This is a genomic window from Vreelandella janggokensis (assembly GCF_031451615.1).
Lineage (GTDB): Bacteria > Pseudomonadota > Gammaproteobacteria > Pseudomonadales > Halomonadaceae > Vreelandella > Vreelandella janggokensis.
The window spans coordinates 461473-485136 of the sequence record NZ_JARWAJ010000001.1; the positions used below are offsets into that span (position 1 = coordinate 461473).

Consider the following 23664-nt stretch of genomic DNA (forward strand, 5'->3'; position numbering starts at 1 on the left):
CTGCATGTCCCCCGAACAACGTTTTGCCCGCTGGGTAAAGGTGGCGGTTGCTGCCTTTATGCTTTTGTTTGTGTATTTTCTCATCGCCGATAGCTTTATGCCTATCACCCCGGAAGCCCGGGTGATGCGCCCGGTGACGCGCATTGCACCTGAATTGAGTGCGCCCGTTAAAGAAGTGACGGTAGACGACCATCAGCAGGTGGCCAAAGGTGATGTGCTGTTCCGCCTGGATCCAGCGCCGTTTCAGTTAGCGCTCGCCGAGGCCCGGCTCAATCGCGAACAAGCCCTGAAAGACAATGCCCGCTTGAGGGCAGAGCTTGCCGCTGCCCGTGCCACCCTGGCATCGGCGGAGGCCACGGCCCAGGAACGTCGTGGTGAGCGTCGTCGTGGTGAAGCGTTGCTGGCAAGGCACAGCCTTTCTCGCCAGCAGTACGAGCAGCAGGTTGCCGCCGAGCAAACGGCGGCGTCCGCCGTCGCCTCTGCCCAGGCCGATATTGAAAGCCTTGAAGTACAGCTGGGTGAGGAAGGCGAAGCCAATTTGCGCTTGCGCCAGGCGGAAAATGCCCTGGAAAAAGCGCAGCTGGATATGGCGCATACTCAAGTTCGTGCTGCGCAGCCGGGGGTCGTCACCAACCTTCAGCTGCAGGCGGGCGACTACGTTCAGGCCGGGCAGCCTGCATTGGCGCTGGTGGCCGATCAGATGAATATCATTGCCGATTTCCGCGAGAAGAGCCTGCGTCATGTGCATCTCGGCGATCAGGCAAAGGTTGTCTTCGATAGTTGGCCAGGGAAGGTGTTTGAAGGCAAGGTCAGTGCCTTTGATGCGGGGGTGCGTAACGGCCAACTGGTTGCCGATGGCCAACTGGCGGATATTCCGACGACGGATCGCTGGGTGCGCGATGCCCAGCGGCTTCGGATCCACGTGGCACTCGATGAGCCGCTCACCTCGTTACCGGCCAGCGGTGCTCGGGCCTCTGTTCAACTGGTGCCGGGGGATCACCTGCTGGCCAAGCCATTCGCCGCGCTTCAGGCGCGTTTAATCAGTTGGCTTCACGCGGTGTATTGAGCATGGCAATCCTACGGCTATTGAAGCCCAGCCGCCCGCCAGCGGATAAGCACCCTGTCGGATTAACGGAGAACGGCCTGCGCCAATGTTTGCGGGTGGCAGGCGGTGGCCTGCTGGGGTTTGTGGTCAGCCAACTGATGGATTGGAATTACGGCGTCTTCTTCACCGTTTTTCCAATGTTCTTGCTGGGAATGGTGCCCATCCTGAACGGCCATATCGTGCGTCAGTTTCTGGGCAACGTTTCGATCAATGTGCTCGAGGTCAGCTTGGTCGTTGGTTTGCTCAAGCATATGCCCATAGTGATGACGCTGGTAGTGCTGGCGATGTTCTCCTTTCGCTTTTATCTCATGGCCAAAGGCCCGCTGTTTTTGTTCGGGGCCAACGGCGTGCTGACGCTCAGCATTCTGCTGCACTTTGCCAGTTACCCAAGTGTTGATTTGAGCGACTTGCTGGCCAGCAATATGGTGGCCAGCGGGCTTGCGGTGTTCATCGCCATGCTGATGTACACGCTATTTCCCGATGTTGAGCCACGTCAGCCGCCGCCCAAAGGCATAAAACCCGCTGAACAAATTCGCCACGAAACCCTGATGGGCGGCATCACCGCAACGTTATCGTTTGTCGTGTTTCAAGTATTTGATCTGCAAGGGTCACTCTCGGCGCAGATGGCTACCATTCTGGTGTTGTTCTCACTGGGCTATGGCGGCGCCAAAGTGTCGGCGGGTAAGCGTGCCGTGGGCACGCTTCTGGGGTGCAACCTCGCACTTGCCATGCAACTGGTGCTGTATACCCAAAGCCACCATTTTATGCTGGTCATCCTGCTCTACTGGCTGGGTCTCATGCTGTTCGCAAGAGAGCACATTCTGGAAGGCGGCGGCTCGGGCATCGGTTTTGGTGGGCTGACAACGCTGGGCATTTTATTTGGGCAGTCGTTGGGGCCTGAGCAGGACCTCGTTTACAGCGCGCTATACCGTTTTTCGTCGATGAGCGTGGCGCTGCTGGGAACGTTGCTGGTGATGGCCTGCCTGCATGTCGCACTGAATTGTTGGGCACCCACCCGCTTACCAGATACGGCGGGCTAAAAGAAATTGCGGTGATTTTTTTGATACCGACTATGATGATGACAGCGCCTCGAACGAAGTAAGTATTTACTTTTTAGGCGCTGTCTACAGATCTATCTCCAACGCTGTCTCCAGCACTATTCTCCACTAACGGACTAGAGGTGTTCATCATGGCAAGTGGCAAAAAAGACAAAGCGAAAGGGGCCGCCAGTCAGACCGTCGGTAAATTGAAAGAAGCGGCGGGCAAGGTGACCGGAAGCGGCAAAACCGAAGCCAAAGGCAAAGCCCAACAGGCAAAGGGCGGCATGCAGAAAGGCGTAGGTCATTTGAGGGAGAATCAGAAAAAACAACGCTAGCCACATGATACTGACGACTAACAGGGGGCTTCGGCCCCCTGTTGGCGTTTAAGCGCGGTAAGGTTGATCCAGGGCAATATGGCGCGGCGTCTTGTGTGCCGTAATGGTCAGGTGATTCGACTTTCCGACTGAGGAGACGTCCCATGCCGACCATGATGAAAGCTGCCATTTTTGTTGAACCTGGCCGTATCGAGATTGACGATAAACCGATCCCTGAGATTGGCCCCAACGATGCCTTGATGCGCGTGACCACCACGACCATCTGCGGCACCGATGTGCATATCCTGAAAGGCGAGTACCCGGTGGAGCGTGGCCTGACGATTGGTCACGAGCCCGTGGGTGTTATCGAGAAACTGGGTGCCAACGTCCAGGGGTACCAGGAGGGCCAGCGAGTGATCGCCGGGGCGATCTGCCCGAGCTTTACCTCCTATGGCTGCCAGGACGGCTGCTCCTCCCAGGATGGCGGCCACCACAGCCACGGTTATAAACCCATGGGCGGCTGGCGCTTTGGTAACACCATCGATGGCGCCCAGGCGGAATACCTGTTGGTACCGGATGCCCAGGCCAACCTTTCGCCGGTGCCCGATGGCCTGACCGATGAGCAGGTGCTGATGTGTCCCGACATCATGTCCACCGGCTTTGCCGGGGCCGAAGCGGGCGGGATCAAGATCGGTGACAGCGTAGTGGTATTTGCCCAGGGGCCGATTGGCCTGTGCGCCACGGCGGGCGCAAGGCTGCGCGGGGCGGGCATGATCATTGCCGTTGACGGCGTGGACGAGCGCCTGACCATGGCCAAGCAGATGGGCGCCGACGTCACCCTGGATTTCCGCAAGGTCGACGTGGTGGATGAAATCCTCAAGCTCACCGGCGGGCGCGGCGTGGACGTGGCTATCGAAGCCCTCGGCCTGCAGCAGACCTTCGAGTCAGCCCTGCGCGTCCTCAAACCCGGCGGAACGCTCTCCAGTCTCGGCGTCTACTCAGAAGACCTGACGATTCCGCTGGGGGCGTTCTGCGCGGGCCTGGGCGACCACAAGATCATTACCTCGCTGTGCCCCGGCGGCAAGGAGCGCATGCGCAGGCTGATGAGCATCATTGCCGCCGGTCGGTTGGACCTTGGCCCTATGGTCACCCACCGCTTCGCGCTGGAGAACATCGTCGATGCCTACGATCTTTTCTCCCACCAGCGCGACGGCGTCTTGAAAGTAGCGCTCGAGGTCTCCTGAGTTTCAGTCGCCCAGTTCAACAATGAGCCAAAAACGAAAAACCCGCTAACGGTCGCTATACAGCCGTCAGCGGGTTTTTTGCAGGCGGCAATAGCCGCCAGGTATCAGTCCAGTTCCAGCGAGAAGTTCATCTCAACGCCTGCATCGTCCACTCTGACCCCGTACGCCATGTGCTTGTAGATATCCCCATACTGCCGGAACATGTCAATATCGGACGTTTCCAGCTCAGCGGAAGGCACCTGCTCCATGACATCGGCCAGGGAATGATAAAACTCACCGGTCAGATGACCATGAAGCAGTAGGTCACGCTCTGACGCAGGGGCTTGCAGGGCTTCCTGTAGTGACGCTGGGTCGCTGATGTCTGCGCCCAGGGCAATGGCCGTGTCGGACATGGCGGCATACAGCGGTGGTGTTTCGGGCGGCAGCATCATGCTTTCGATTTGCTTGGCGTCTCCGCCTGGTTCAAGCCCAAGCGCGCCCAGTTCAGGCAAGAAGGTGGCTGCGGTCGTCACCAGCCCCATCGGGTTTGGGGAAGCAAGGGTCAGGATGCCGCTGCCACTGGGTTCGCCATCAGTTACTGCCAGGCTGTCGATGCGCGCTCTCAAGCCGGATAGCGCTGACCCGATCATCATGGTGGCCGGGTTGTTCATCGCTGTGTTGATCTCGCTCCAGGCGCTATTCAAATCCTGCAATTCATCACAGCTGAAGGGGTTTTGACGCACTTCCTGGGCATATTTCTGGGCTGTCTGAAGCAGTAAGGGTAAGTTCAGGCCCATGCCGAAACTGGCCATACCCTCTGTGCTGCCAAGACCTGGCACCTGGGTGGTCAGGGCGCGCAGGTCACTGACAATCGCTTCATCGGTTTCCAGAATGACATTCATCTCCATGCGATCCTGGTTGTACTCGCGCATGCCCATCACAAGGCCGGGGAAGCGGCTGGTGATGCGGTCAATATCGGCCTGACAGGCCGATAGATCCAGCTGCTCTGCCTCAACGGCGTCCATCAATGCTTGAGTCCCCGCATGCGTGGGGGAGCTCAGTTCATTGAGCAGGCGTGAAAAGTCGATTTCCCCGGCGCCGTAAGGGGTAAAGTCATGGCGCTGCTCAAGTTCTGCCAGCGCGCCAGAATCTTCGAGGCTGCTGTCAGGCAAATCGCTACCCAATACCTGCGCCATTAATTCGTCACTGGCATCCTGCGGCACTACCGACATCAGCAACTGCTGATCTTCAATGACTAGGATCGCCTGGACGGGCGCCTCGGGCGTCAGGACCCAGTACTCGGTGCCGTTGGTGGTGGCCGTGTTGGGGGTGATCTCCGCCTTGGTCAGGAGACGCTTGAGCGTTTCGCGAAAGGCCTCTTCATCCTGCAGTTGCATGCGCAATACAGGCAAGATACCCAGTCCATACAAGGCGGCGCGAGGGCTCACCTTCAAGCCCAGCGCATGGAAATCATCCAGGGATTCAACACCGTCGAGCTCTTCACCCATGGCGATCAGCAGCTTCATCATTGACCGCGACGCTTCATCGTCAATATCGGGCAGCGTAGCGCGCAGCTCATCCAGATCAGACTCAAGGCTCGCCATGGGCTGCATGCGCTGGTAGAGGTCGAAGGCCTCCTGCTCAGGCATTGCCTCACTGGAGGCCATGAAGTAGGGCGCATCAGCCGGAATATAATCCAGCATCGTCGCTGCGTCGGTTGATGCGTTGTCATCACTGCAGCCGCTGAGAAGGCCAGCGCTGATCAGGGTAACCGCCAGGGAAAGTTGGGTTTTCATCGGTTATTCGTTCCTTGAATGGTGTGGGTTTAAAAGAGTTGTTGGCCTTAATAATCAGTAAATGATAATCATACACAAAGTTTTCTTCATAATCTTCTCCTTAAGTAAAAAGTGACCCTTGAGGCTTGTCAACACTCAAGAGCCACCTTGCTCAGCTATCTAGTTCGCTAGCCGCTGCTTTAAACCTCCTGATACAGCTCGCTGCCTTTATCGCGAAACTTCTCCGCCTGTTCCTCCATGCCTTTCATGATGGCTTCCTGATCGCCTTCTAGACCGTGTTCGGCAGCGTACTCGCGTACTTCGTGGCTGATCTTCATGGAGCAGAACTTCGGTCCGCACATGGAGCAGAAGTGCGCCACCTTGGCGGAGTCCTTGGGCAGGGTTTCGTCGTGGTATTCGCGAGCGGTATCCGGGTCCAGCCCCAGGTTAAACTGGTCTTCCCAGCGGAACTCGAAGCGCGCCTTGGAAAGGGCATTATCGCGCCGCTGTGCGGCCGGGTGGCCCTTGGCCAAGTCCGCCGCGTGGGCGGCAATCTTGTAGGTGATGATGCCGGTTTTGACGTCGTCTTTATTGGGCAGGCCCAGGTGCTCCTTGGGCGTGACGTAGCAGAGCATCGCGCAGCCAAACCAGCCGATCATCGCGGCCCCAATGCCCGAGGTAATGTGGTCGTAGCCGGGGGCGATATCGGTCACCAGCGGGCCGAGGGTGTAGAAGGGTGCCTCGTCGCAGTACTCCAGCTGCTTGTCCATGTTCTCTTTCACCAGGTGCATGGGCACGTGGCCGGGGCCTTCGATCATCACCTGCACATCGTGCTTCCAGGCGATATGGGTCAGTTCGCCAAGGGTCTTGAGCTCCGCCATTTGCGCTTCGTCGTTGGCATCGGCCACCGAGCCGGGGCGCAGGCCATCGCCGAGGGAGAATGCCACGTCGTACTGCTTGCAGATCTCGCAGATGTCTTCGAAGTGGGTGTACAGGAAGCTCTCCTGGTGATGGTACAAACACCACTTGGCCATGATCGAGCCGCCGCGACTGACAATGCCGGTGACCCGTTTGGCGGTGAGCGGCACATAGCGCAGCAGTACGCCCGCGTGAATGGTGAAGTAGTCCACGCCCTGTTCGGCCTGCTCGATCAGCGTATCGCGGAAAACTTCCCAGGTGAGGTCTTCCGCCACGCCGTTGACCTTTTCCAGCGCCTGGTAGATCGGCACCGTGCCAATCGGCACCGGCGAGTTGCGCAGGATCCACTCGCGGGTCTCGTGGATATTCTGGCCGGTGGAGAGATCCATGATGGTGTCCGCGCCCCAGCGGATGCCCCAGGTCATCTTGTCCACCTCTTCCTCGATGGAAGACGTCACCGCCGAGTTGCCCAGGTTGCCGTTGATCTTGACCAGGAAGTTGCGGCCAATAATCATCGGCTCAGATTCTGGATGATTGATGTTGTTGGGGATGATCGCTCGGCCACGAGCCACTTCATAGCGTACGAACTCCGGCGTGATCTCTTCCGGCAAGCTGGCGCCAAAGCTCTGGCCTTTGTGCTGATGGCCCAGAATGCGCTCTACTTCAGCGGTACCTAGCGCTTGACGGCGCTGGTTTTCGCGCAAGGCGATAAACTCCATTTCCGGGGTGATAATGCCCTGGCGGGCGTAGTGCAGCTGGGTCACGTTCTTGCCCGGTTTTGCTCGGCGTGGTGTGCGGGTTAGATCAAAGCGCAGCTGGGCAAGCGTCGGGTCGTTGGCGCGGCGATGGCCGTACTCGCTGGTGGGGCCGGTCAAGAACTCGGTATCGTCCCGCGCTTCAATCCAGGCGCGACGCAGTGCCGGGAGCCCGCGACGCAAGTCGATCTGGGCGTCGGGGTCGGTGTAGGGGCCGGAGGTGTCGTAGACCAGCAGCGGCGGGTTCTGCTCGTCGTTGGCAGACGTCTTGGTGGGCGAGAGGGTGATCTCGCGAAACGGCACGCGAATGTCCGGACGCGAGCCTTCCACGTACACCTTGCGGGAGCCCGGCAGCGGCGCAATGGCGGCGGCATCCACCTGGGCGGTTTCGGCTAAAAAGTGGCTAGTTTTGCTCATGACGGTCGCTTCCTTATGTTGTTTTGCTGAATTAGTCAGTGAGGTCGAGGCCCATCTGCCAGAAGTCGATTTCCAGGCGGGTGGCATCGCGGAAGATCTTGCTCAGTTCGGCAAAGCGGGCGGGGGTAACATCGGCAAGGCGGGCATTGAGCCATTCGAGCTCCGCCCGCATGGCGGACTGAAACTCTTCGCTCTCGTACATGCCAATCCAGGCGTCAAAGGGGTTTTGCTCGCCGCGCACCGTTGTGGGCTGCTCGTTCAGCCAGTTGGCGATTTCGCCGTAGCCCACCAGGCAGGGGGCCAGCGCAACGTGCAAATCCAGCAGGTCGCCGCGGCTGCCGGTATCCAGCACATAGCGGGTGTAGGCAAGCGTCGCCCTGGCTTCGGGAAGCTCTGCCAGCTCCGCCTCGCGGATGCCCCACTCGTGGCAAAAGCCCACGTGCAGGCCCAGCTCCACGTCCACGATGGCCTTCATGCCTTCATGGGCCTGTCGAAGATCGGCGAGGGTAGGGCTTTTATAGGCGGCCAGCGCATAGGCACGGGCGAAGTGGATCAAAAACAGGTAGTCCTGCTTTAAATAGTGGCGAAACGACGCCTCGGGCAGCGTCGCCGTGCCCAACTGGCGCACAAAATCGTGCTCGATATAGGCACGCCATTCATCGTGACAAGCGTTGGTGAGATCGGTAAAGCAGTAGCCCATGATGCCTCCGGTGGTAATGATCCGGAGGGCAGGCGAGAGATCGAGGAAATGGCGCGGAAAGGTGGCGTGCGATCGTAAGAGAAAGCTAGCCATGGCCATCGCTTGATCCCTACGCCGGTACCCGTGCTGCCAAAAGCAGCCCATTAGCCGGATCAGGTTCAGCGGGACCAGCGCTCGGTAGCAAAAAAGCCACCCTGCGCCATCTCAGCCGGATATCACCGGCACCCCGTCAAGCTGTTCGTTGGTGGAGTGTAGGAGGCGGGTGGGGGAGATGCAAGGGGAGTCTGCTCAGGGCGATGTGCCGCTGGCTCGGCGGATGCTTCCAAAGTTGCAGTACTAATGACCTGCGATGGTGGCAGGAAGCCGCATTCTGTGGAAACGAATGAAAAAGCGAATCCAGTAGCAATAGGTTTTCTCAGTTCGAAGGCTGTAGCGTTTGACTCTGAGGGCGGCCTTTACCCTCTCCATCAGTTTCATAGGTTGCACTCATGCAGTCTTTTTTTCTGTGTATATATACAGTTTTATTGAAGATAGTAAATCGCGCAAGCATGCGAATTTTGGATATGCTGCCAAAATTCGCTTTGCCACCAGCATAATCAATGGGGTAGAGTCAATTTGGGTGACTGCAAAACCTCAATCAATGCGCTGTCGCGTTCATTGAGGTTTTGCAGTGGGGCGTAGAATCACTGTTTGGCAAAAAATAAGCACCAACTGTGGAGACAGCATGATGTTAAAAATGATTAAGATAGTGTCATTAGTTGCACTTTTTGCTTTGACGGGATGCGCCTCTATCCCTCCTGAGGCCCCCGAGTTATCAGCAGAGCTAGGAAAGCGAATTTCCGCAATTGAAAACTCCAATATTACCTTGCTAAACCGTTTTTTTGATCAAAAGCGTAGAGGAGTCGATCAGTTTATTGAAAATGAATGGATTCCTGAATTTGCGAATCAATTCTTTTCTAATCAAACAATAGCTGATGCTTGGGACACAATAGTTAGTGAAAATGACAAAAAACAAAGATTGTTGTTTCTGGTTAAAACTGGGCCCAAGCTACAAAAGAAAATCAACGAAAAACGACTAGAGCTTATTCAGCCACTTGATGACCTTGAAAGACGTATTGAGGGAAGAATTAGGGAAGAGTACACGCAAGCAAGAGCGATGAATAGTAGCATTACTAGTTTTCTTCTTTCTGCATCTAAAGTTACTGAGAATAGAAATCGGTATTTGGAAATGGCCGGTGCGACAGATGAAAGCCTAGAGGAACTAATTGACAAGACAAACGATGCAGTTTCTGACCTTCTTGGTCAGGCTAGTGATGCGCAAGATAAAGCCACACGAGCAGAAGAGTTTTTGGGGAAAGTGCGAGAAATCCGGAATTCAATCTAACAGAATGGGGGAAAGAATATGCCAGTTAATTGGGAAGACTTTGATAGTGAAATAGATTCCATAATTGAAGAATCTGCTGATGCTACGGATGATCAACTAGCGTCGCGTATTTCTTCAATCACTCGAATGACCGATGAAGAAATTCAGGAACTATTTCCAAACCCGGCAGATGTGAAAAAGCTTGCTGAATTAATGAAGATTGTCAAATCTTCAGAAGACCGAAATAATAAAATTGATCGCATCGTTTCTAACGCAGAGGAATTCGGCGGTATCGTCCTGTCACTTTTACAGAAACTTTCCTAAAAACGCGTGAAATTAGGTAGGTAGTAATTTTAGTGCTGTCGCAGTTTTTGTTTAGAGACCACGTGGATATGCTAATTTAAAGTTAAAATTACGTAGGGATAAAGAAATGCCAAAATTAATTGTAGAAACAAGTGGTGAATTAAGCCAAGCAAAAGAATTGCTAGACAAATGCATCCCAATGTATAGGGAGGCATATAGTGATAGGACTGCATGGTTAATGGCATGCTTTGCCGAGCTAGCTTACATGAAATTTAATCCGCCAATTATTACAGAAAATATGAGTCGAAAAGTTGGGAGTAGGCTATTGGTGGGTAGAAAAAATGACCGTTTGCTAAAAGGCGCGATTCAATTGGCAGTAAAGAAGTTTGCTTATGACCATGAAGAAGAAAAGCGGCTACTCGAAGAGCAACTTGAGCTTCTTGATGCCGAGCTTGTTACTACTTTCAATGCAAACGGCAGTCAGGCAATATTGATTAAAACCAATGATTTTGTCGTCTTATCTTTCCGTGGAACTGAGCCACTAGAATTAAAAGATATAAAGGCAGATGCCCATGCCATACTAACTAGGTGCGTGACTGAAGGAAAAGTCCATACAGGATTTCACAAAGCGTATAACTCAATCGAAAAAGATGTTAACCAAGCTCTAGAAGAATTTACAGAATTACCTCTCTTTATAACAGGGCACTCTCTAGGTGGCGCACTTGCAACAATAGCGGCGAAGAGAGTAACTCATGTCGGCGGTAACGCAGCATGCTATACATTCGGCGCACCTAGAGTATCAGATGACCACTGGCTCATGACAATGAAAACACCAATCTACCGAGTAGTGAATTCGTCGGATGGTGTGACCATGGTGCCGCCACCTGATAAAATTATTACTCCACTATCTTGGGTTTTAGGTTTTATACCGGCAGTAGGTGATAAATTGAAGTCCGCTCTGCGTGAGAAGTTCGGAAAGTATATCCACGGCGGTGACATGCGTTTTCTAACTAACGTCAAAACTGGCGAATACCATAAGGCTCGATTACTCACTCATGTTGATATCTTTTATCGGTTAAAGGGATGGATGAGAAAACAATTTACCTGGAAAAAATTCGGAACAGACCATAGTATGTCGGTCTACCGTTCAAAGCTTGCATTTATCGCTTTGCGAAGAAATTGACACAACATTTTGATGATGTGAGACGGCACCCATCACTTGAGGGTTCTAGACAAGTACCCGCTGGGTGGAATTCAAAAAATCGAATATAATTAGTGCTCGGAAACATTTGCCTAACAATGGCGTAAAATTGGCCAAACGGCCGCTACGCTTTGGTGTTTCAGCCCCTGCTTGCTGCGTTGAGGCTGTAGAAAAACCCCGCTGATCCCTAAGTTTTGGTTGGACCGAGGAAACAGACGAGGAGTGGTCAGCATGCAGCGCTTCAAGGCTTATAACTACGGTCAGAACGACAGGGGATGATAAACTACCAAGATCAGCTCCAGACCGGCACGTTTGAGTACGCAGTGCGCTATTTGACGAGCACAAGTTAGACACTGTCGGTTCCCCGTCCCACGTACCGCAACGATGCGAAAGGTCTATGATCCAGCTTAAAGATGAGATGAGAAGTAATATGAAAAGCTACCATTATAGTAGCTTTTATTTGTAATCTATCCTATTTTTTTGAGGATTTACTGGGTTTTAATTCCGGAGTGTTTCCGGGAGTGCTTTTATTATCACGTCGACGTTGATCAGGTTTCCCTGTTGAGTCAGCAATTGGCTTAGGGCCTGGTTTAAGAGCCATGATAAGGTTTCCTTAGATGTATGAGAGCAATCCTCTCATGCATCAATATACTCGTGTTGATGCATGTATTCAATAGGGATTAGAGGTTTTGTTTTAGTTGGGTAGAAAAGTTGGTTTTGATTAATTGGCATTCGAGTATCTTGTTAGAGATTTTTCATCATAGTAATTTCTGTTATTTATTATAATTCTAATATTTCGTTATAAATTAAATTTTTGCCCATGCGTTTTTTAATATAAAAACTATATAAGTTAACAATTTGTTAAATAGAGGTCGCATCGAGTAGTATTTTTACTGCGCATTGGTTTATGTGTCTAAGGTGGTTTGCAGCGGCTTCGTTATTTCGTTGCCGACTTTTTAATAAAGCGTTGAGGCTGTAGAAAAATCCCTTTGACGGCTAGGTTTTGGTAGGATCGAGGAAACAGACAAGGAGTGGTCAGCATGCCGCGCTTCAAGGCTTATAACTACGATCATAACGCCATGGTGGTGATCAACTACCAAGATCAACTCCAGCCAGGCACCTTTGAACACGCCGTACACTACCTGATTGAGCACAAGCTCGACTTATCCGTTTTCCATCCCAAGTATCGCAACGACGCGACCGGTCGACTGGCCTATGATCCGGCCATCCTGCTCAAGATCATCCTGTTTGCTTACTCAAAAGGCATCACCTCCAGCCGCGAGATGTAATGGTGTTGCGAGGCCAACATCATTTTCAAACCGCTTTCCTACGAAACCAGCCACAAATGCGGACATTATGCGCTACTGATGAGGCAAAATGGATAGCGCCATATACGGCCTGCATCGCTAGTCGATCAGGCGGCAGTGTTCATTCTCGTCAATCAACTCCATCCGGCGGTTGGGGCCGATGAGTCTTGCTTCTCCCATGAGTCGGAAAAACGTGTCTACAGGACACCCGTTCAAATTTCCGTGAATGGGTGTCCCGCGAAAGTTGTTGAAGGGCGGCGATGCCGTCCTCTCGACGCGCGATCCTGTCCATGACGCAGTTTCCTTCGCCTTTGCCGAATCGTCATCGATGGTAGCAAACAGCCAAGCATGGTCAGCGCAAGATCAAGGTTGCAGTTCCCCTCTACGGCAACGATCCCGGATGCAGCGACCCGGGCGCATGCCTTCGCGGCGGTCCCAGGTCTTGCAGGTCAAGGGACAAGAACGACCCGGCCCAGAATGGAATTTTCCTCGGCATAGGCATGTGCCGCCGCGACCTCGCAAAGCGAAAACCGTCGATCGATGGGAACCTCCAGCTCACCGGTGGCGGCCAGGCGCAACATGTCGTCGACCGTCCTGTGGACTTCGGGTTTTTCGAGCTGGCTGCCCATGAACACACCCAGAAGCGTCTGGTTGGCCTGCAAGGCGGGCCAGAGGTCCAGGTCCAGCGATGCGCGCCCTGCATTGCCGACGAAGACCAGACGGCCCTCGGGCCGGAGTGCGGCAAGCGATCCCGCGAGCGTGGACCCGACGGGGTCGACGACCAGATCCACGCCGCGGCCGTCGGTCAGCCGCATGACGGCCGCGGTGACATCCTCTGAGCGGTGGTCGATCGCGGCGTCCAGCCCATAAGCCCGCAGTCGCGCAGCGCGATCGGCGCCCGAGACGGTTGCCAATACCTTCGCACCGGCGCGATGTGCCAGTTGGATCGCCGCGCCCCCGACGCTGCCCGCTCCGCCCTGCACGAGCAGAGTCTCGCCGTCGACCAGGTCGCCGCGCGCGAACAGGCTGTGATGGGCGGTTCCAAACGAGATGGGCAGGGCGGCCGCAGCCGCCATCTTCAACCCGTCCGGCACGATCCATGTTCGCGTGGCCTTCACAGCGCGCAATTCGGCATGGGACCCGCCCATGTCGAATGACGTCACCTTTTGCCCGATGAAGCGGCCGCGAACCTTCGCGCCAACCTCGACGATCTCGCCCGAGGCCGCATAGCCAGGAACGTGGCCTGCCACCTGAGGCGCCGCCGTCGCCCGATTGATGAGATCGCCCCCCTCGATCGAGATTGCCTCCACCCGGAGGAGTACGCCATCCTCGGGACAAACCGGAGCCTCGACGTCTGTGTAGCTCAGGACCTCCGGTCCGCCTGGAACCTCATAATATGCAGCCTTCATGTTCTTTCCTTCCATAGAGGGAATAGTAGGACAGCCATCTAAACCTGCGCGTAGCCCCCGTCAACGAACACCTCGCTCCCTGTCATAAAGCTGCTGTCGTCGGACGCCAGGAACGCCACCGCGCCTGCGGTTTCCTTGGGATCGCCCAGACGCTCAAGCGGTACGGTCCGTTTCATCTCGCTCAGAGCTTCGGATGGGAGCAGTTCCATCAGCTTGTCTGTTTGGGTCGGGCCAGGAGACATGACGTTCACGCGAATGCCGGTACCCCTGAGATCATGGGCCCAGCTGCGCGCCAGGTTTCGGACGGCCGCCTTGGAGGCGCTGTAGATACTCATCGCGGGGGTGCCCATGCTGCCCACCGTGGACCCGGTGAGGATGATGGAGCCGCCGTGCTTCATCAGGGGCAGGGCCTTCTGGACGGTGAAGAGGGTGCCTTTGACGTTGATGTCGAAGATGTAGTGGTAGTGCGCCTCGGTGATCTCTCCCAGGCTGGCGAATTCGCCGACGCCCGCGTTGGCCACCAATATGTCCAGGTGCCCTTTTTCTTTCTGGATCGTTTCGAAGACGCGGTCGAGATCCTCCGGCTTTGTCACATCCGCCTGGACGGCCCGGGCGTGGGATCCCAGTGCCTCAGCCGCGTTGTCAAGGACGTCCTGGCGCCGCCCGGTAATGAAGACGAAGGCGCCTTCTTCGATAAGGCGTTGGGCCGAGGCCAGGCCGATGCCGCTGGCTCCGCCTGTGATTAGTGCGATTTTACCGTTTAGCCGACTCATGGTTGGGTCTCCGTGTGTGTTGACTTGATTCGCCTTCACGATATATAAACCGCTTACAAATGTTCAAGTATGCACCTTTTGGTAAGTACCCGTTATGGCGAAAGAAAACTCAGAAATCCCACGTTTCATTTGCGGCCTGCATGCGACGCTGCAAGTGATCTCCGGAAAATGGAAGCCGTTGATTCTGTTCTTTTTAAACAAGGGCCCGACGCGTTACGGCGAGCTCAGGCGAAGCGTCCGGGGCGTGAGCGACAAAATGTTGATCCAGCAGCTAAAAGAGCTCGAGTCCGACGGCATCGTCCAGCGAACGGACTATGGGGAGATCCCGCTGCGCGTCGAATACTCGCTGACGCCCTTCGGGGCGAGTCTGGTGCGGGCCATGGAGCCGCTTTGTGGCTGGGGCGAAGAGCACGAAGGTGACATTGCCGCGGCGATGGACCGCCGGAAAGCTAGCCGGTAGGAAGCGAAGTGGGAGGGCGGTTGATGGTCAGGCACTCCATCATGCCATCCGGCGAGTCCCCCGGGTAAATCCGCACGTTCAGTGTTCTGGTTCGTGGCGCCGTTGGTCCTGATGGTGCAAAGTATCAGGGAGTCGGCATTCGGTATCGGGTGCCAAAACAAAACAACGGGTGAACGGGTCCATAACTAGGCGGTCAATCGGACACCATATCCCTTGCGGATTATGGTTCCCTACGCTCCGCTTCGGTGCCGGTTACCGCTAGCGTTAGTCCGCTTGTAGCGTTAAGGGATTTGATGATTCAGGTATCTAAATTGCGCCTGAGTGCGGCACTGTGGGCAGTAGGTATGCTCGGCGTTGTCGTATTGACGCTAACCGTGATTCCGCAGCTCTTGCATGGGGCACAAACGCCAGTGCCGCAAAGTGTCGCTGTCACTGCGAGCCTGATACAGAGCGGGCTCTTCCTTGCGTTGGCCGCTTGGTTAGGCGCGGCGCTCTCAAGGTCGGTCGGCCTCAGGGCACCTGTGACAGAGGCGGTACTATCCGGCTCAAGTGTCTGGAGGGCCGCAAAGCCTCAGCTACTACCTGGCGCACTTATAGGCCTCGTTGCGGGTGCTGTACTGCTAATTGCAGGGCAGGCCGCGCCACTCGAGGTGCAGAGCGCTGCCCCGGCCTTCAACATCCCTGTTTCGGCTCGGCTGCTCTACGGTGGCATCACGGAAGAAATCTTGATGCGCTGGGGGCTGATGACTCTGATCGTCTGGTTGGCATGGCGGCTCTTCCAGCGACGCAATGGTGCGCCAGCCCCTCGCTATGTGGTGGCTGCAATCTTCGTAGCAGCCTTGCTTTTTGGCGTCGGCCATCTCCCCGCTGCAACGGCCATGGGGATCAATCTTACCCCCTCCGTTGTCACCTACGTGCTAGTCAGCAATACCATTCCGGGCGTGTTGTTCGGCTTCTCGTACTGGCGCTGGGGCTTGGAGTCTGCCTTTCTCGCACACGCTACTGCTCATGTGGTCGTTATTGTCGCAGGTGCAACGTAGTACCGCGGTCTAACAGTTTGTTCAAGCCGAAGCCGCTTAGTGGCTCGTCTTAACTCAAGCGCCTCTACCTGCCCGTTAGAGACGGTTTTTTGAAACAAAAACTTACCTGTCGTAACTGGATTATCCTTGTTGTCGAACAGTGTTCTGCCTATGTTTGATACGTGTGAATCAAACGACTGTCACATTGTGTGAATCAAGGCAGGATCGCCTTTCAATACATGACGATTCATAGAATCTTTCATAGCAAGTCGTCACAAGGAGAAGACACGTGAAACTCAGAACCCTACTTACCGCCTCGTTTGCCTCTACCGCTATGCTCGCCGCGGCACCGTCGGCATTCGCCGCCCCCAATGCTGATGGGCTCTATCTGGGCATCGGTACCGGTTTCAGCTCGCTGGAGAATGACGACGACGATGTCGATAATTTCATCTCCGATGGCGCCGAAGACTTTGATCTGGATGATGACGAAGACAACGTCTTCAAAGGTTTCGTCGGCTACGAAATCAATCCTTACTTCGCCACCGAAATCTTCTATGCCGATCTGGGTCGTACGCGCCTGGAGGGTAATAGTGACGCCAATACCGATTTGGAATCCGACGCCTACGGGGCGAGCCTGGTCGGTCAATTGCCCGTCACCTCCTGGTTTACCGCCTTTGCCAAGGCCGGTGTGGCCAAGTGGGAAACCGACGTTGACGGTAACCTTGGCGGTGCTAGCGTTGACCTTGAAGATCAGGACGGTACCGATCCGGTCTATGGTGTCGGCGCGCAGTTCAACTTCGACCCCTTCCTGGTACGTGCTGAATACGAGCGCTACGACTTCGACAGCGACTACAAGATCGACACCTTTACCGCGTCAGCTGGTTTCCGCTTCTAACCGTCAATCTGTTTTGCCATGTACGATATCAGCGCCGGGGCTTGCCCCGGCGCTGTCGTTTTCAAGAAGTTTGTTTTGCTAACTGCCACCATGCTCCAGCTCGACAACGGATTCCAGCAAACGTCGGGCGTTCTTGGGGGCACGCAGAAGATAGGCAGTTTCTTGCAGCGCCTCATAGTCTTCGAGAGAGATCATTACCACGGACGGCGCCTTGTTGCGGGTGATGATCATAGGTGCATGGTCTTCACAGACCTGCTCCATGGTTATTGCTAGATTGGTTCTAGCGGCCGTGTAGCTGATGGCATCCATAAAGTCGCTCCTTTACAGGATGTTTTGATGTTCAGAATGTCCTACGTCATGAGGTTTGACAATCGACTGCGCAGCGTTCGGTTTTCCACCGCTTCGCGGCTCAGAAATTGCCACAAAGTTCTATGTCATGTGCCTAGGGAGTGCCTATGAACCTTCTATTCATCTGCAGCGAAAATAGGCTACGCAGTCCAACGGCGGAAAGTGTCTTTGCCGCTTATCCCGGCATCAAGGCAATCGGCGCTGGCACAGGAGTAAATGCGCAAACGCCCGTTTCCCGGGACTTGATTGAGTGGGCCAATATCGTTCTGGTGATGGAAAAGCACCACCAGGATGAGGTCGCAAGGACATACAAGGACGTGTTGAAGGATAAACCGCTGGTCTGCCTGGATATTCCCGATCACTATGAGTTCATGGAGCCGGAGCTCATCACCTTGCTCAAGGAAAGGGTGCCAGAGTATGTGCGATTATCGGCGGTGGGAAAGTAGCCAGAGTCCTGACCATACACTGCGACAACTACCCTGATACCGAAGATACATGAATAAAATTTATAGAAAGTACACCCATCAAGACGCTCAGGCGCTGGTAATGCTAATGGCTCAGCTTGGTTATGATCACTCTGAAGAAACGCTATCCAGCAATATAAGGTTGGTACGCGAGCAGGGCGGGGAGGTGTTTGTCGCGCAAGTGGCTGGCAACGTTCTCGGCTGTGTGTCTGCGATTATCGATGTGCGCCTGGCGGAGGGCGTCAAGGGCGAGATCGTAAGCCTGGTAGTCAGCGAAGAGGCAAGAGGCCAAGGGCTTGGTAAAGGCTTGATTCTGGAAGCGGAAAAATGGCTATCTGGAAAGGTCAGTGTGATACGAGTGCGCGCTAATGCGCGTAGGGAACAGTCCCACCTCTTCTATGAGTCTCTGGGCTACAGCAAGGATAAGACCCAGGCTGTTCTCTTAAAAAAGCCTTAGCACCAAACGCTGCTTAAATATCGAACAAAACCGTTAACCAAGCGTGGCACCCAGTGCCTTTGCCTCCGCGTCAACGGCACTGAGGCGTTATCGTTTGGATTCGATGCTTTTCCAAATCAGCCCAACTAAAGCAACCGCCAACACGGCGAATAGCACAGCGGCGCCCGTCGAATCCAGCACCTGCAGCGTCAGTCCTGAAATGGCCAGCCAGAGCGCGGGGATGATTGCGGCTATCCAGAGAGCGACACCCCGCAGCATGATAAGCACGAGCCCCAGCGTGGTCACCGCCGTAGGGTCTGCGTGTATGCCGAACACTTCTGCCTGGTACCAGGAACCGCCGCTCAGCGGTGCCGTCAGCGGCATGATAATCAGGCCGTAGAGAGCGATGGCGGTGCCCATAACGACGGGTAGGCTGGTGCGGCGTGAGGCTTTATCCATTCCCCACCCCGTCAGTGCCATCACTACCAGCAGCACGGCCTGGGCGATGAAAGCGTTGCCCACATAGCCCCCCGCCCAGTTGAGCGCTGCATAGCGCTGAAAGAAAAACGTGACGGCGACGAAGGCCCAGATGGGGGCGGTTAACAGGCAGGCGAGTCGCGGGTGGTGTTTCAGCGCCAGTACCAGGGTGGCGGCTCCCAAGGCGAGGGTCAGCAGATGCAGCGGCCAGAAGGTTTCGCCCACGCGCTCCAGCAGGCGGAAGTAAACCTCCGCCGTGAAGGGAATAAAGTCCTGCAGCCGGTAGCTTGTCCACGCGTTCATAGCGACTCTATGTAGGCGGCCATTCGCTTTCGGGCATCGGGCGAGGGCATGGGGGAGTGTCCGGCGCGCATGTTCTCGCGCATGTGCTCGACCTGGGTGGTGGCGGGGATCGCGCAGGTGATCGCCGGGTGGCTGACGATGAACTTCAGCAGGAAGTCCGCCCAGGTGGTGCAGCCACATTCCTCGTTGGCCCAATCGGGCAATGGCGCGTCACGCCGCTTGAGGTTCTTGATCAGGCTGCCGCCATCATAAGGCCGATTGGCGATTACGCCGATGCCTCGTTCTTCCGCCAGGGGCAGTAGCCGGTTTTCGGCCTCGCGGTGGGTGATGTTGTAGGTGAGTTGAACGAAGTCGATGTCCTCTGAGGTCATGATCTGCTCGATCTCGCGGTGGCGCCGCCCGTGGGAGGTGGTGATGCCGACATGGCGGATAACGCCTTCGGCTTTCATTTCCTGCAGCGCGGCCAGGTGCTCGCGCCAGTCGGTCAGGTTGTGCACCTGCACCAGGTCGAAGTGATCCAGCGTCCAGCGGTCTTTCAGCTCGGCCACTTGCTCGCGGGCTGAGCCACCGGCGGGACTCCAGACTTTCTCGGCGGCAAACAGGCTGTCGGGCGTTCCCAACTGCTGCAGGGCATGGCCCATCACATCCGGCGCCGAGCCATACATGGGCGAGGAATCGATCAGGCCGCCGCCATGCTCGAAGAATGCCTTGACCACCTCGGTGCGCGCATCGAGCAACTCTGGGTCGTTGCCAACGTTGAAGGTGCGCCAGGTGCCCATGCCGATAACGGGCAGTTTTTTGTCCGTGCCCGCAAAGGTCTTCTGTTGTATCCCGCCGGTGTTGGCAAGAAGCGATGCGGTGGGAAGCGTCATGGCGGCGAACGTGGCGCCGATGAGCGTAAGGCTTTGTCTGCGCGTGATGCGATGCTTGATGGGATGGTTCATAGCGGTCGCTCCTTCCATTTTTTGGGGATCGGCAACGTGGCCGCCAATACCAGGACAAAGCAGGTCAGCACAAACACCTTATTCACAAACCAGTTGGTACGCCAGATCGACCATTCGGGGTCGGCGAGAAAACGGGCGAAAAGCGTGCCGATAATGAGGGTTTCAATGACGGACATGCCCACGGCCAATACGCGCGTATAGCGGGGTTGTTTGAGCAGCGCCCACCCAAGCCAGACGTGCGCCAGGGGCCATAGATCCCAATAGATATACCGCGCCCAAGGCTCCCCGTATGCCAGCGCATAGCCAACGGGGAACAGGTATTTGATAAACAGCGTCCACGCCGCGAGGATGAACAGCAGGTGGGCGAGGAAGCGTATCCAGGCATTGGGTGGGGCGGGCAGTGGCATGGCATCGCTCCAGTGCTGGGCCGTTGACGGCCTGGCCTTACACCATCTGCAAGGACTGCTTGCGCGTTGGCGGAGGAAAGGCAGCGTCGATCTGAGCCAGGTCATCGTCGTCGAGTCTGACGGTATCTGCCTTGGCGTTCTGTTTGAGGTGATCCAGGTTAACGGCTTTGGGAATAGCGATCACCTCGGGATGGCGCAGTGACCAGGCGAGGGCGATTTGCGCAGTCGTGGCGCTGTGCTTGTCGGCGATGCGTTGCAGGGTGGCGTCATGCAGTAGCGCGCCGCCTTGCCCGATCGGGCAGTAGGCCATGAGCGGCATGTTTTGCTGTGCTTGCCAGGGCAGCAGGTCGTACTCAATGCCGCGGGCTTTGGGGTTGTAGAGCACCTGATTGGTGGCGCAGGCGGGCGCGTCGAGCTCTGCCAAGTCGTCAGTGTCGAAGTTCGACACGCCCCAGCGCAGAATCTTGCCCTGCTCGCGCAGCCGTTCAAAGGCTTCGACTGTTTCGCTCAGCGGGTACTGGCCACGCCAGTGCAGCAGGTAGAGATCGATAGTCTCGGTGCCCAATCGGCGCAGGCTGCGCTCGCAGGCGGCTTGAACCCCCTGGGTGCTGGCGTTATGCGGGTAGACCTTGCTGACCAGATACACCTCGTCGCGTCGGTCACGGATGGCTTCTCCAACGATTTCTTCAGCACCGCCCTCGGCATACATCTCGGCGGTATCGATCAGCGTCATGCCCAGATCGATACCTTCCCTCAGCGCCCTGACTTCCGCCTGCCGCTGCCCGGCATCTTCGCCCATATGCCAGGTGCCCTGGCCGATACGGGGAACGCTTTCGCCGCCTAGTTCGATCGTTTGCATATCTCTTCCCGGTTGTGAAGCTGTTCCGACTCATGTTAATAAAGCTGAATCGACCACCATCAAGGCGATATAAATGAGCCGCTGATGCCGACCGAGCCCAGTAGGCAAGTCAGTCAAAGCAATTGTCAGTCAAAAATAGTCGTTCATGCCATCAGTGGCGCCACAAGGAGGCCGCCGGCCAGCCAGAGCGTCGCAATAACGACAAGGCTACGCAGAACCCAGGTGCCTGCCCCTGCGCCGCCATGGTCATGATGATGTTCATGGCCATGCTCATGTCCATGGCCCGAACCAGCGTGTTTGGCCCGGTACCAGAAAAACACCAGTACCGTGGATATGGCCAGGAATATCAGGTTGAGTATGAAACCGTAATTCACCTTGAAATGGTCACGTTCCGTTGCTGTTTGTACGGTAGAGGCATCCGGCAGCAGGCCGAACGCTGCGAAGCCGTAGTGCATGATCAGGGAAACAAATACCAGCCCACAAAGCAGCAACGCTAGAATATACAGCGACATCTTCCAGCCATAATATTGCGCATTGATCCTCAGAACCGGCAGTACCACCAAATCCGAAAAAATAAAGGCCATGACGCCCGCGAAGCTGACGCCGTTACCGAAAAGCACCGCCGCCAAGGGAATATTCCCCATGGAACCGATAAAGGTGAAAAAGGCCGCAAAAGGGCCGATTAACGTTTGAGCGAGCAGGGATAAAAAGCCCAGATCACCTTCTGTCTGGCCAGCGCCAGGGAAAAGCCCATGGAAGAAGCTTTCAGGCACGAAGGCGGCAATCACGCCCGCCACGGTAAAGCCGATTAACACATCCTTCCATACCATCTGCCATTCCATGACATAGGTCATGCCGATCTGCTGCCAGCCCTTACGGCTGGTCAGTTTTGACTGCCAGCTCGCCTGCTGGTCGCCATGCTGATGTTCTTCATCGCCATTATTAAGCTGCTCCCTGGCTTGTTTAATCAGCTTTTTGGGGTTGGTGATGCGAATGAAAAGCCAGGCAAAAAGGATCAGCAGGATGCCGCCGATATACTCAGCCACGACGAACTGCCACGCCAGGAAGATCGAGATGACGATACCCAGCTCAATCACCAGGTTGGTGGAGGCGAGCAGAAACGCAATGGAGGGCGCTAATCCAGCCCCCTTCTGGAACAGGCTACGCGTGGTGGCCAGCGCGGCAAAACTGCAAGAACTGGAGATAAAACCAAAGAAGGTGCCCAGCGCCATGCTGCGCGGGCCGGTTTTACCCATGGCTTTTTGCATACGTTCCTTCGTTACCAGCACTTGTATCAGGCTGCTGATGATATAACCCAGTACGAATGCCCAAAGGGCCATCCAGAAATAACCGGTACTGGTAAGCGCAGCCTGATGCCAGAGGCTGATAAAATCCATATTGGCTCCGGTTGATTAAACAAAGACCTAGTAAAAGCTAGCAAGGTTTAGCCGAATCAACAAAGGTGGCCATCTATCATCATGGTTGCTGCAGAGGTGGCCCATCCTCAGTCATCAGCCCAGACAGGATGTTCAGCGAGCTGCTCTTCCAGAAACGCCGCAAACGCCCGTACTCGAGGTGGCACCAACTGACGCTGGGGCATCACCGCGTAGATGCCGGTTTCCGTTAACCGGTAATCCGGCAATACCACGCTCAATTGACCGCTGCGCAGGTATTGGTGGATATGCCACACCGAGTGCTGTGCGATGCCCAGGCCGCCGAGTACCGCCTCGGTGAGCATTTCACCCTGATTGCTGCGTATGCGGCCGCCTACCTGTACCGCCTCGCTTTGCCCTTGTTTGTCGGTGAGATGCCAGATGTCCTGCCGACGCCGATTACTGGAAAGTACTAGGCATTGGTGATTGGCCAGGTCGCCGGGGCGTTGTGGGGTGCCGTGGCGGGCCAAGTAGCCGGGAGAGGCGCACAGTACCCGCTCGTCGTCGGCCAGGCGTCGGGCCACCAGGCTGGAATCTTCCAGAATGCCGATGCGAATGCCCATATCGTAGCCCTCGCCCACCAGATCCACTACTTGGTCAGTCAGGCCGACACACAGATCCAGCCGGGGATAACGGTTAAGGAACTCGGGCAACAGCGGCGAAATGTACTGACGCCCGAAGGAGTGGGGTAGGGTGACGCGCAGGGTGCCGGTGACGTTGTCGGCGCCGCTGCGTAGATCCTGGGTGAGTGCTTCCAGCCCCTCCACTAGATCGCGGCCCTGTTCCGCCAGCGCCAGCCCCTCGGGGGTGGGGTGAAGGCGTCGGGTTGTGCGGTGCAGCAGTCGTACATTGAGGCCCTTTTCCAACCGCTGCAGACGTTGGCTGGCCACGGCCACCGAGAGGTCAAGGCTGCGGGCGGCCGCGCTGATCGTACCCAGATCCACCACGCGCAGAAAGAGAGCGATATCGCTTAGACGATCCATGATGGTCTCATTATCAATAAAATCTTGAAAGTC

General features: G+C 55.8%; 25 protein-coding genes, 1 pseudogene and 1 riboswitch. Of the genes and pseudogenes, 13 read left to right on the forward strand and 13 right to left on the reverse strand.

The features are described from left to right. Nucleotides 1-4: 4 nt before the first annotated feature. The 4 genes from QC816_RS02110 to QC816_RS02125 all read left to right on the forward strand — a co-directional run bounded on the left by QC816_RS02110 (nt 5) and on the right by QC816_RS02125 (nt 3703). Entirely contained in the window at nt 5-1066 is a 1062-nt protein-coding gene (locus QC816_RS02110) for an HlyD family secretion protein (protein ID WP_309780717.1), read from the forward strand. A 2-nt stretch (nt 1067-1068) separates the two neighbouring features. Further along, nucleotides 1069-2145 (forward strand): DUF2955 domain-containing protein, encoded by a 1077-nt coding sequence (locus QC816_RS02115; RefSeq protein ID WP_309780719.1) that lies wholly within the window; start codon nt 1069-1071, stop codon nt 2143-2145. A gap of 149 nt (nt 2146-2294) precedes the next feature. Further along, a complete protein-coding gene (locus tag QC816_RS02120) occupies nt 2295-2480 on the forward strand; it encodes a CsbD family protein (RefSeq protein WP_082925981.1) in 186 nt (61 codons plus the stop codon). Between the two features lie 143 nt (nt 2481-2623). Beyond that, nucleotides 2624-3703, forward strand: a complete 1080-nt coding sequence (locus tag QC816_RS02125) for an NAD(P)-dependent alcohol dehydrogenase (protein ID WP_309780722.1) — start codon at nt 2624-2626, stop codon at nt 3701-3703. A gap of 104 nt (nt 3704-3807) precedes the next feature. On the opposite strand, the gene QC816_RS02130 is transcribed toward QC816_RS02125, so the two are convergent. From QC816_RS02130 to QC816_RS02145, 4 genes are all read right to left on the reverse strand, one after another. Further along, the gene (locus tag QC816_RS02130) at nt 3808-5478 is read right to left on the reverse strand and encodes a hypothetical protein (protein WP_309780724.1); all 1671 of its coding nucleotides are present in this window, start codon (nt 5476-5478) and stop codon (nt 3808-3810) included. A 179-nt stretch (nt 5479-5657) separates the two neighbouring features. After that, nucleotides 5658-7547, reverse strand: coding sequence for a phosphomethylpyrimidine synthase ThiC (thiC, locus tag QC816_RS02135; RefSeq protein WP_309780726.1), 1890 nt, complete (start codon nt 7545-7547; stop codon nt 5658-5660). A 31-nt stretch (nt 7548-7578) separates the two neighbouring features. Beyond that, nucleotides 7579-8247 carry a thiaminase II gene (gene tenA, locus QC816_RS02140; protein ID WP_309781420.1) on the reverse strand — a complete coding sequence of 223 codons (669 nt, stop codon included), beginning with the start codon at nt 8245-8247 and terminating at the stop codon, nt 7579-7581. An 89-nt stretch (nt 8248-8336) separates the two neighbouring features. Continuing rightward, a riboswitch (TPP riboswitch) is annotated at nt 8337-8486 on the reverse strand. 97 nt (nt 8487-8583) lie between these two features. Then, nucleotides 8584-8724, reverse strand: a complete 141-nt coding sequence (locus tag QC816_RS02145) for a phage integrase N-terminal SAM-like domain-containing protein (RefSeq protein ID WP_309780728.1) — start codon at nt 8722-8724, stop codon at nt 8584-8586. Nucleotides 8725-8971: 247 nt separating this feature from the next. On the opposite strand from QC816_RS02145, the gene QC816_RS02150 reads away from it, so the two are divergent. The 4 genes and pseudogenes from QC816_RS02150 to QC816_RS02165 form a co-directional block, all read left to right on the forward strand. Further along, nucleotides 8972-9631: a hypothetical protein gene (locus tag QC816_RS02150; RefSeq protein ID WP_309780730.1), complete on the forward strand. Its 660-nt coding sequence runs from the start codon at nt 8972-8974 to the stop codon at nt 9629-9631. Nucleotides 9632-9649: 18 nt separating this feature from the next. Then, nucleotides 9650-9934, forward strand: a complete 285-nt coding sequence (locus QC816_RS02155) for a hypothetical protein (protein WP_309780732.1) — start codon at nt 9650-9652, stop codon at nt 9932-9934. 106 nt (nt 9935-10040) lie between these two features. Then, on the forward strand, nt 10041-11096 hold the full coding sequence (locus tag QC816_RS02160) for a lipase family protein (protein WP_309780734.1): 1056 nt from the start codon (nt 10041-10043) through the stop codon (nt 11094-11096). A 1058-nt stretch (nt 11097-12154) separates the two neighbouring features. Next, nucleotides 12155-12400, forward strand: a pseudogene (locus QC816_RS02165) (transposase); the annotation flags it as partial. A gap of 470 nt (nt 12401-12870) precedes the next feature. Here the strand turns inward: QC816_RS02165 and QC816_RS02170 are convergent. Both QC816_RS02170 and QC816_RS02175 read right to left on the reverse strand, forming a co-directional pair. Then, nucleotides 12871-13830 (reverse strand): quinone oxidoreductase family protein, encoded by a 960-nt coding sequence (locus QC816_RS02170; protein ID WP_309780738.1) that lies wholly within the window; start codon nt 13828-13830, stop codon nt 12871-12873. 38 nt (nt 13831-13868) lie between these two features. After that, nucleotides 13869-14603 carry an SDR family NAD(P)-dependent oxidoreductase gene (locus tag QC816_RS02175; protein ID WP_309780739.1) on the reverse strand — a complete coding sequence of 245 codons (735 nt, stop codon included), beginning with the start codon at nt 14601-14603 and terminating at the stop codon, nt 13869-13871. A gap of 94 nt (nt 14604-14697) precedes the next feature. On the opposite strand from QC816_RS02175, the gene QC816_RS02180 reads away from it, so the two are divergent. From QC816_RS02180 to QC816_RS02190, 3 genes are all read left to right on the forward strand, one after another. Beyond that, nucleotides 14698-15063: a winged helix-turn-helix transcriptional regulator gene (locus QC816_RS02180; RefSeq protein ID WP_309780741.1), complete on the forward strand. Its 366-nt coding sequence runs from the start codon at nt 14698-14700 to the stop codon at nt 15061-15063. 293 nt (nt 15064-15356) lie between these two features. Next, nucleotides 15357-16103 (forward strand): CPBP family intramembrane glutamic endopeptidase, encoded by a 747-nt coding sequence (locus QC816_RS02185; RefSeq protein WP_309780742.1) that lies wholly within the window; start codon nt 15357-15359, stop codon nt 16101-16103. Nucleotides 16104-16371: 268 nt separating this feature from the next. Continuing rightward, nucleotides 16372-16977 carry a porin family protein gene (locus QC816_RS02190; protein ID WP_066318832.1) on the forward strand — a complete coding sequence of 202 codons (606 nt, stop codon included), beginning with the start codon at nt 16372-16374 and terminating at the stop codon, nt 16975-16977. 78 nt (nt 16978-17055) lie between these two features. Here the strand turns inward: QC816_RS02190 and QC816_RS02195 are convergent, their stop codons facing one another. Beyond that, nucleotides 17056-17286, reverse strand: a complete 231-nt coding sequence (locus QC816_RS02195; protein ID WP_309780743.1) for a type II toxin-antitoxin system Phd/YefM family antitoxin — start codon at nt 17284-17286, stop codon at nt 17056-17058. Nucleotides 17287-17432: 146 nt separating this feature from the next. On the opposite strand from QC816_RS02195, the gene QC816_RS02200 reads away from it, so the two are divergent. Together QC816_RS02200 and QC816_RS02205 are read left to right on the forward strand one after the other, a co-directional pair. Continuing rightward, nucleotides 17433-17771 (forward strand): low molecular weight protein tyrosine phosphatase family protein, encoded by a 339-nt coding sequence (locus QC816_RS02200; RefSeq protein ID WP_309780744.1) that lies wholly within the window; start codon nt 17433-17435, stop codon nt 17769-17771. 49 nt (nt 17772-17820) lie between these two features. After that, on the forward strand, nt 17821-18246 hold the full coding sequence (locus tag QC816_RS02205; RefSeq protein WP_309780746.1) for a GNAT family N-acetyltransferase: 426 nt from the start codon (nt 17821-17823) through the stop codon (nt 18244-18246). Nucleotides 18247-18333: 87 nt separating this feature from the next. Here QC816_RS02205 and QC816_RS02210 read toward each other — a convergent pair whose 3' ends face one another. The 6 genes from QC816_RS02210 to QC816_RS02235 all read right to left on the reverse strand — a co-directional run bounded on the left by QC816_RS02210 (nt 18334) and on the right by QC816_RS02235 (nt 23631). Further along, nucleotides 18334-19005 carry an MFS transporter permease gene (locus tag QC816_RS02210; protein WP_309780748.1) on the reverse strand — a complete coding sequence of 224 codons (672 nt, stop codon included), beginning with the start codon at nt 19003-19005 and terminating at the stop codon, nt 18334-18336. Then, nucleotides 19002-19949: an aldo/keto reductase gene (locus QC816_RS02215; protein WP_309780750.1), complete on the reverse strand. Its 948-nt coding sequence runs from the start codon at nt 19947-19949 to the stop codon at nt 19002-19004. The genes QC816_RS02210 and QC816_RS02215 overlap by 4 nt, the downstream gene beginning before the upstream one ends. After that, a complete protein-coding gene (locus QC816_RS02220) occupies nt 19946-20356 on the reverse strand; it encodes a hypothetical protein (RefSeq protein ID WP_309780752.1) in 411 nt (136 codons plus the stop codon). Before QC816_RS02220 ends, QC816_RS02215 begins: the two co-directional genes overlap by 4 nt. Nucleotides 20357-20393: 37 nt before the next feature. Next, nucleotides 20394-21215 (reverse strand): aldo/keto reductase, encoded by an 822-nt coding sequence (locus QC816_RS02225; RefSeq protein ID WP_309780753.1) that lies wholly within the window; start codon nt 21213-21215, stop codon nt 20394-20396. A 143-nt stretch (nt 21216-21358) separates the two neighbouring features. Continuing rightward, nucleotides 21359-22612: a permease gene (locus tag QC816_RS02230; RefSeq protein ID WP_309780755.1), complete on the reverse strand. Its 1254-nt coding sequence runs from the start codon at nt 22610-22612 to the stop codon at nt 21359-21361. A gap of 107 nt (nt 22613-22719) precedes the next feature. Continuing rightward, entirely contained in the window at nt 22720-23631 is a 912-nt protein-coding gene (locus QC816_RS02235; RefSeq protein ID WP_309780757.1) for a LysR family transcriptional regulator, read from the reverse strand. Nucleotides 23632-23664 lie beyond the last annotated feature (33 nt).

Excerpts from the sequence above, each read along its gene's own strand:
- QC816_RS02130 (WP_309780724.1), bottom strand. The coding sequence starts at position 5,478 with ATGAAAACCCAACTTTCCCTGGCGGTTACCCTGATCAGCGCTGGCCTT.
- QC816_RS02120 (WP_082925981.1), top strand. The coding sequence starts at position 2,295 with ATGGCAAGTGGCAAAAAAGACAAAGCGAAAGGGGCCGCCAGTCAGACC.
- QC816_RS02220 (WP_309780752.1), bottom strand. The coding sequence starts at position 20,356 with ATGCCACTGCCCGCCCCACCCAATGCCTGGATACGCTTCCTCGCCCAC.
- QC816_RS02150 (WP_309780730.1), top strand. The coding sequence starts at position 8,972 with ATGATGTTAAAAATGATTAAGATAGTGTCATTAGTTGCACTTTTTGCT.
- tenA (WP_309781420.1), bottom strand. The coding sequence starts at position 8,247 with ATGGGCTACTGCTTTACCGATCTCACCAACGCTTGTCACGATGAATGG.
- QC816_RS02160 (WP_309780734.1), top strand. The coding sequence starts at position 10,041 with ATGCCAAAATTAATTGTAGAAACAAGTGGTGAATTAAGCCAAGCAAAA.
- QC816_RS02180 (WP_309780741.1), top strand. The coding sequence starts at position 14,698 with ATGGCGAAAGAAAACTCAGAAATCCCACGTTTCATTTGCGGCCTGCAT.
- QC816_RS02225 (WP_309780753.1), bottom strand. The coding sequence starts at position 21,215 with ATGCAAACGATCGAACTAGGCGGCGAAAGCGTTCCCCGTATCGGCCAG.
- QC816_RS02200 (WP_309780744.1), top strand. The coding sequence starts at position 17,433 with ATGAACCTTCTATTCATCTGCAGCGAAAATAGGCTACGCAGTCCAACG.
- QC816_RS02215 (WP_309780750.1), bottom strand. The coding sequence starts at position 19,949 with ATGAACCATCCCATCAAGCATCGCATCACGCGCAGACAAAGCCTTACG.
- QC816_RS02205 (WP_309780746.1), top strand. The coding sequence starts at position 17,821 with ATGAATAAAATTTATAGAAAGTACACCCATCAAGACGCTCAGGCGCTG.
- thiC (WP_309780726.1), bottom strand. The coding sequence starts at position 7,547 with ATGAGCAAAACTAGCCACTTTTTAGCCGAAACCGCCCAGGTGGATGCC.
- QC816_RS02125 (WP_309780722.1), top strand. The coding sequence starts at position 2,624 with ATGCCGACCATGATGAAAGCTGCCATTTTTGTTGAACCTGGCCGTATC.
- QC816_RS02175 (WP_309780739.1), bottom strand. The coding sequence starts at position 14,603 with ATGAGTCGGCTAAACGGTAAAATCGCACTAATCACAGGCGGAGCCAGC.
- QC816_RS02145 (WP_309780728.1), bottom strand. The coding sequence starts at position 8,724 with ATGAAACTGATGGAGAGGGTAAAGGCCGCCCTCAGAGTCAAACGCTAC.
- QC816_RS02235 (WP_309780757.1), bottom strand. The coding sequence starts at position 23,631 with ATGGATCGTCTAAGCGATATCGCTCTCTTTCTGCGCGTGGTGGATCTG.
- QC816_RS02115 (WP_309780719.1), top strand. The coding sequence starts at position 1,069 with ATGGCAATCCTACGGCTATTGAAGCCCAGCCGCCCGCCAGCGGATAAG.
- QC816_RS02110 (WP_309780717.1), top strand. The coding sequence starts at position 5 with ATGTCCCCCGAACAACGTTTTGCCCGCTGGGTAAAGGTGGCGGTTGCT.
- QC816_RS02230 (WP_309780755.1), bottom strand. The coding sequence starts at position 22,612 with ATGGATTTTATCAGCCTCTGGCATCAGGCTGCGCTTACCAGTACCGGT.
- QC816_RS02170 (WP_309780738.1), bottom strand. The coding sequence starts at position 13,830 with ATGAAGGCTGCATATTATGAGGTTCCAGGCGGACCGGAGGTCCTGAGC.
- QC816_RS02185 (WP_309780742.1), top strand. The coding sequence starts at position 15,357 with ATGATTCAGGTATCTAAATTGCGCCTGAGTGCGGCACTGTGGGCAGTA.
- QC816_RS02210 (WP_309780748.1), bottom strand. The coding sequence starts at position 19,005 with ATGAACGCGTGGACAAGCTACCGGCTGCAGGACTTTATTCCCTTCACG.
- QC816_RS02155 (WP_309780732.1), top strand. The coding sequence starts at position 9,650 with ATGCCAGTTAATTGGGAAGACTTTGATAGTGAAATAGATTCCATAATT.
- QC816_RS02195 (WP_309780743.1), bottom strand. The coding sequence starts at position 17,286 with ATGGATGCCATCAGCTACACGGCCGCTAGAACCAATCTAGCAATAACC.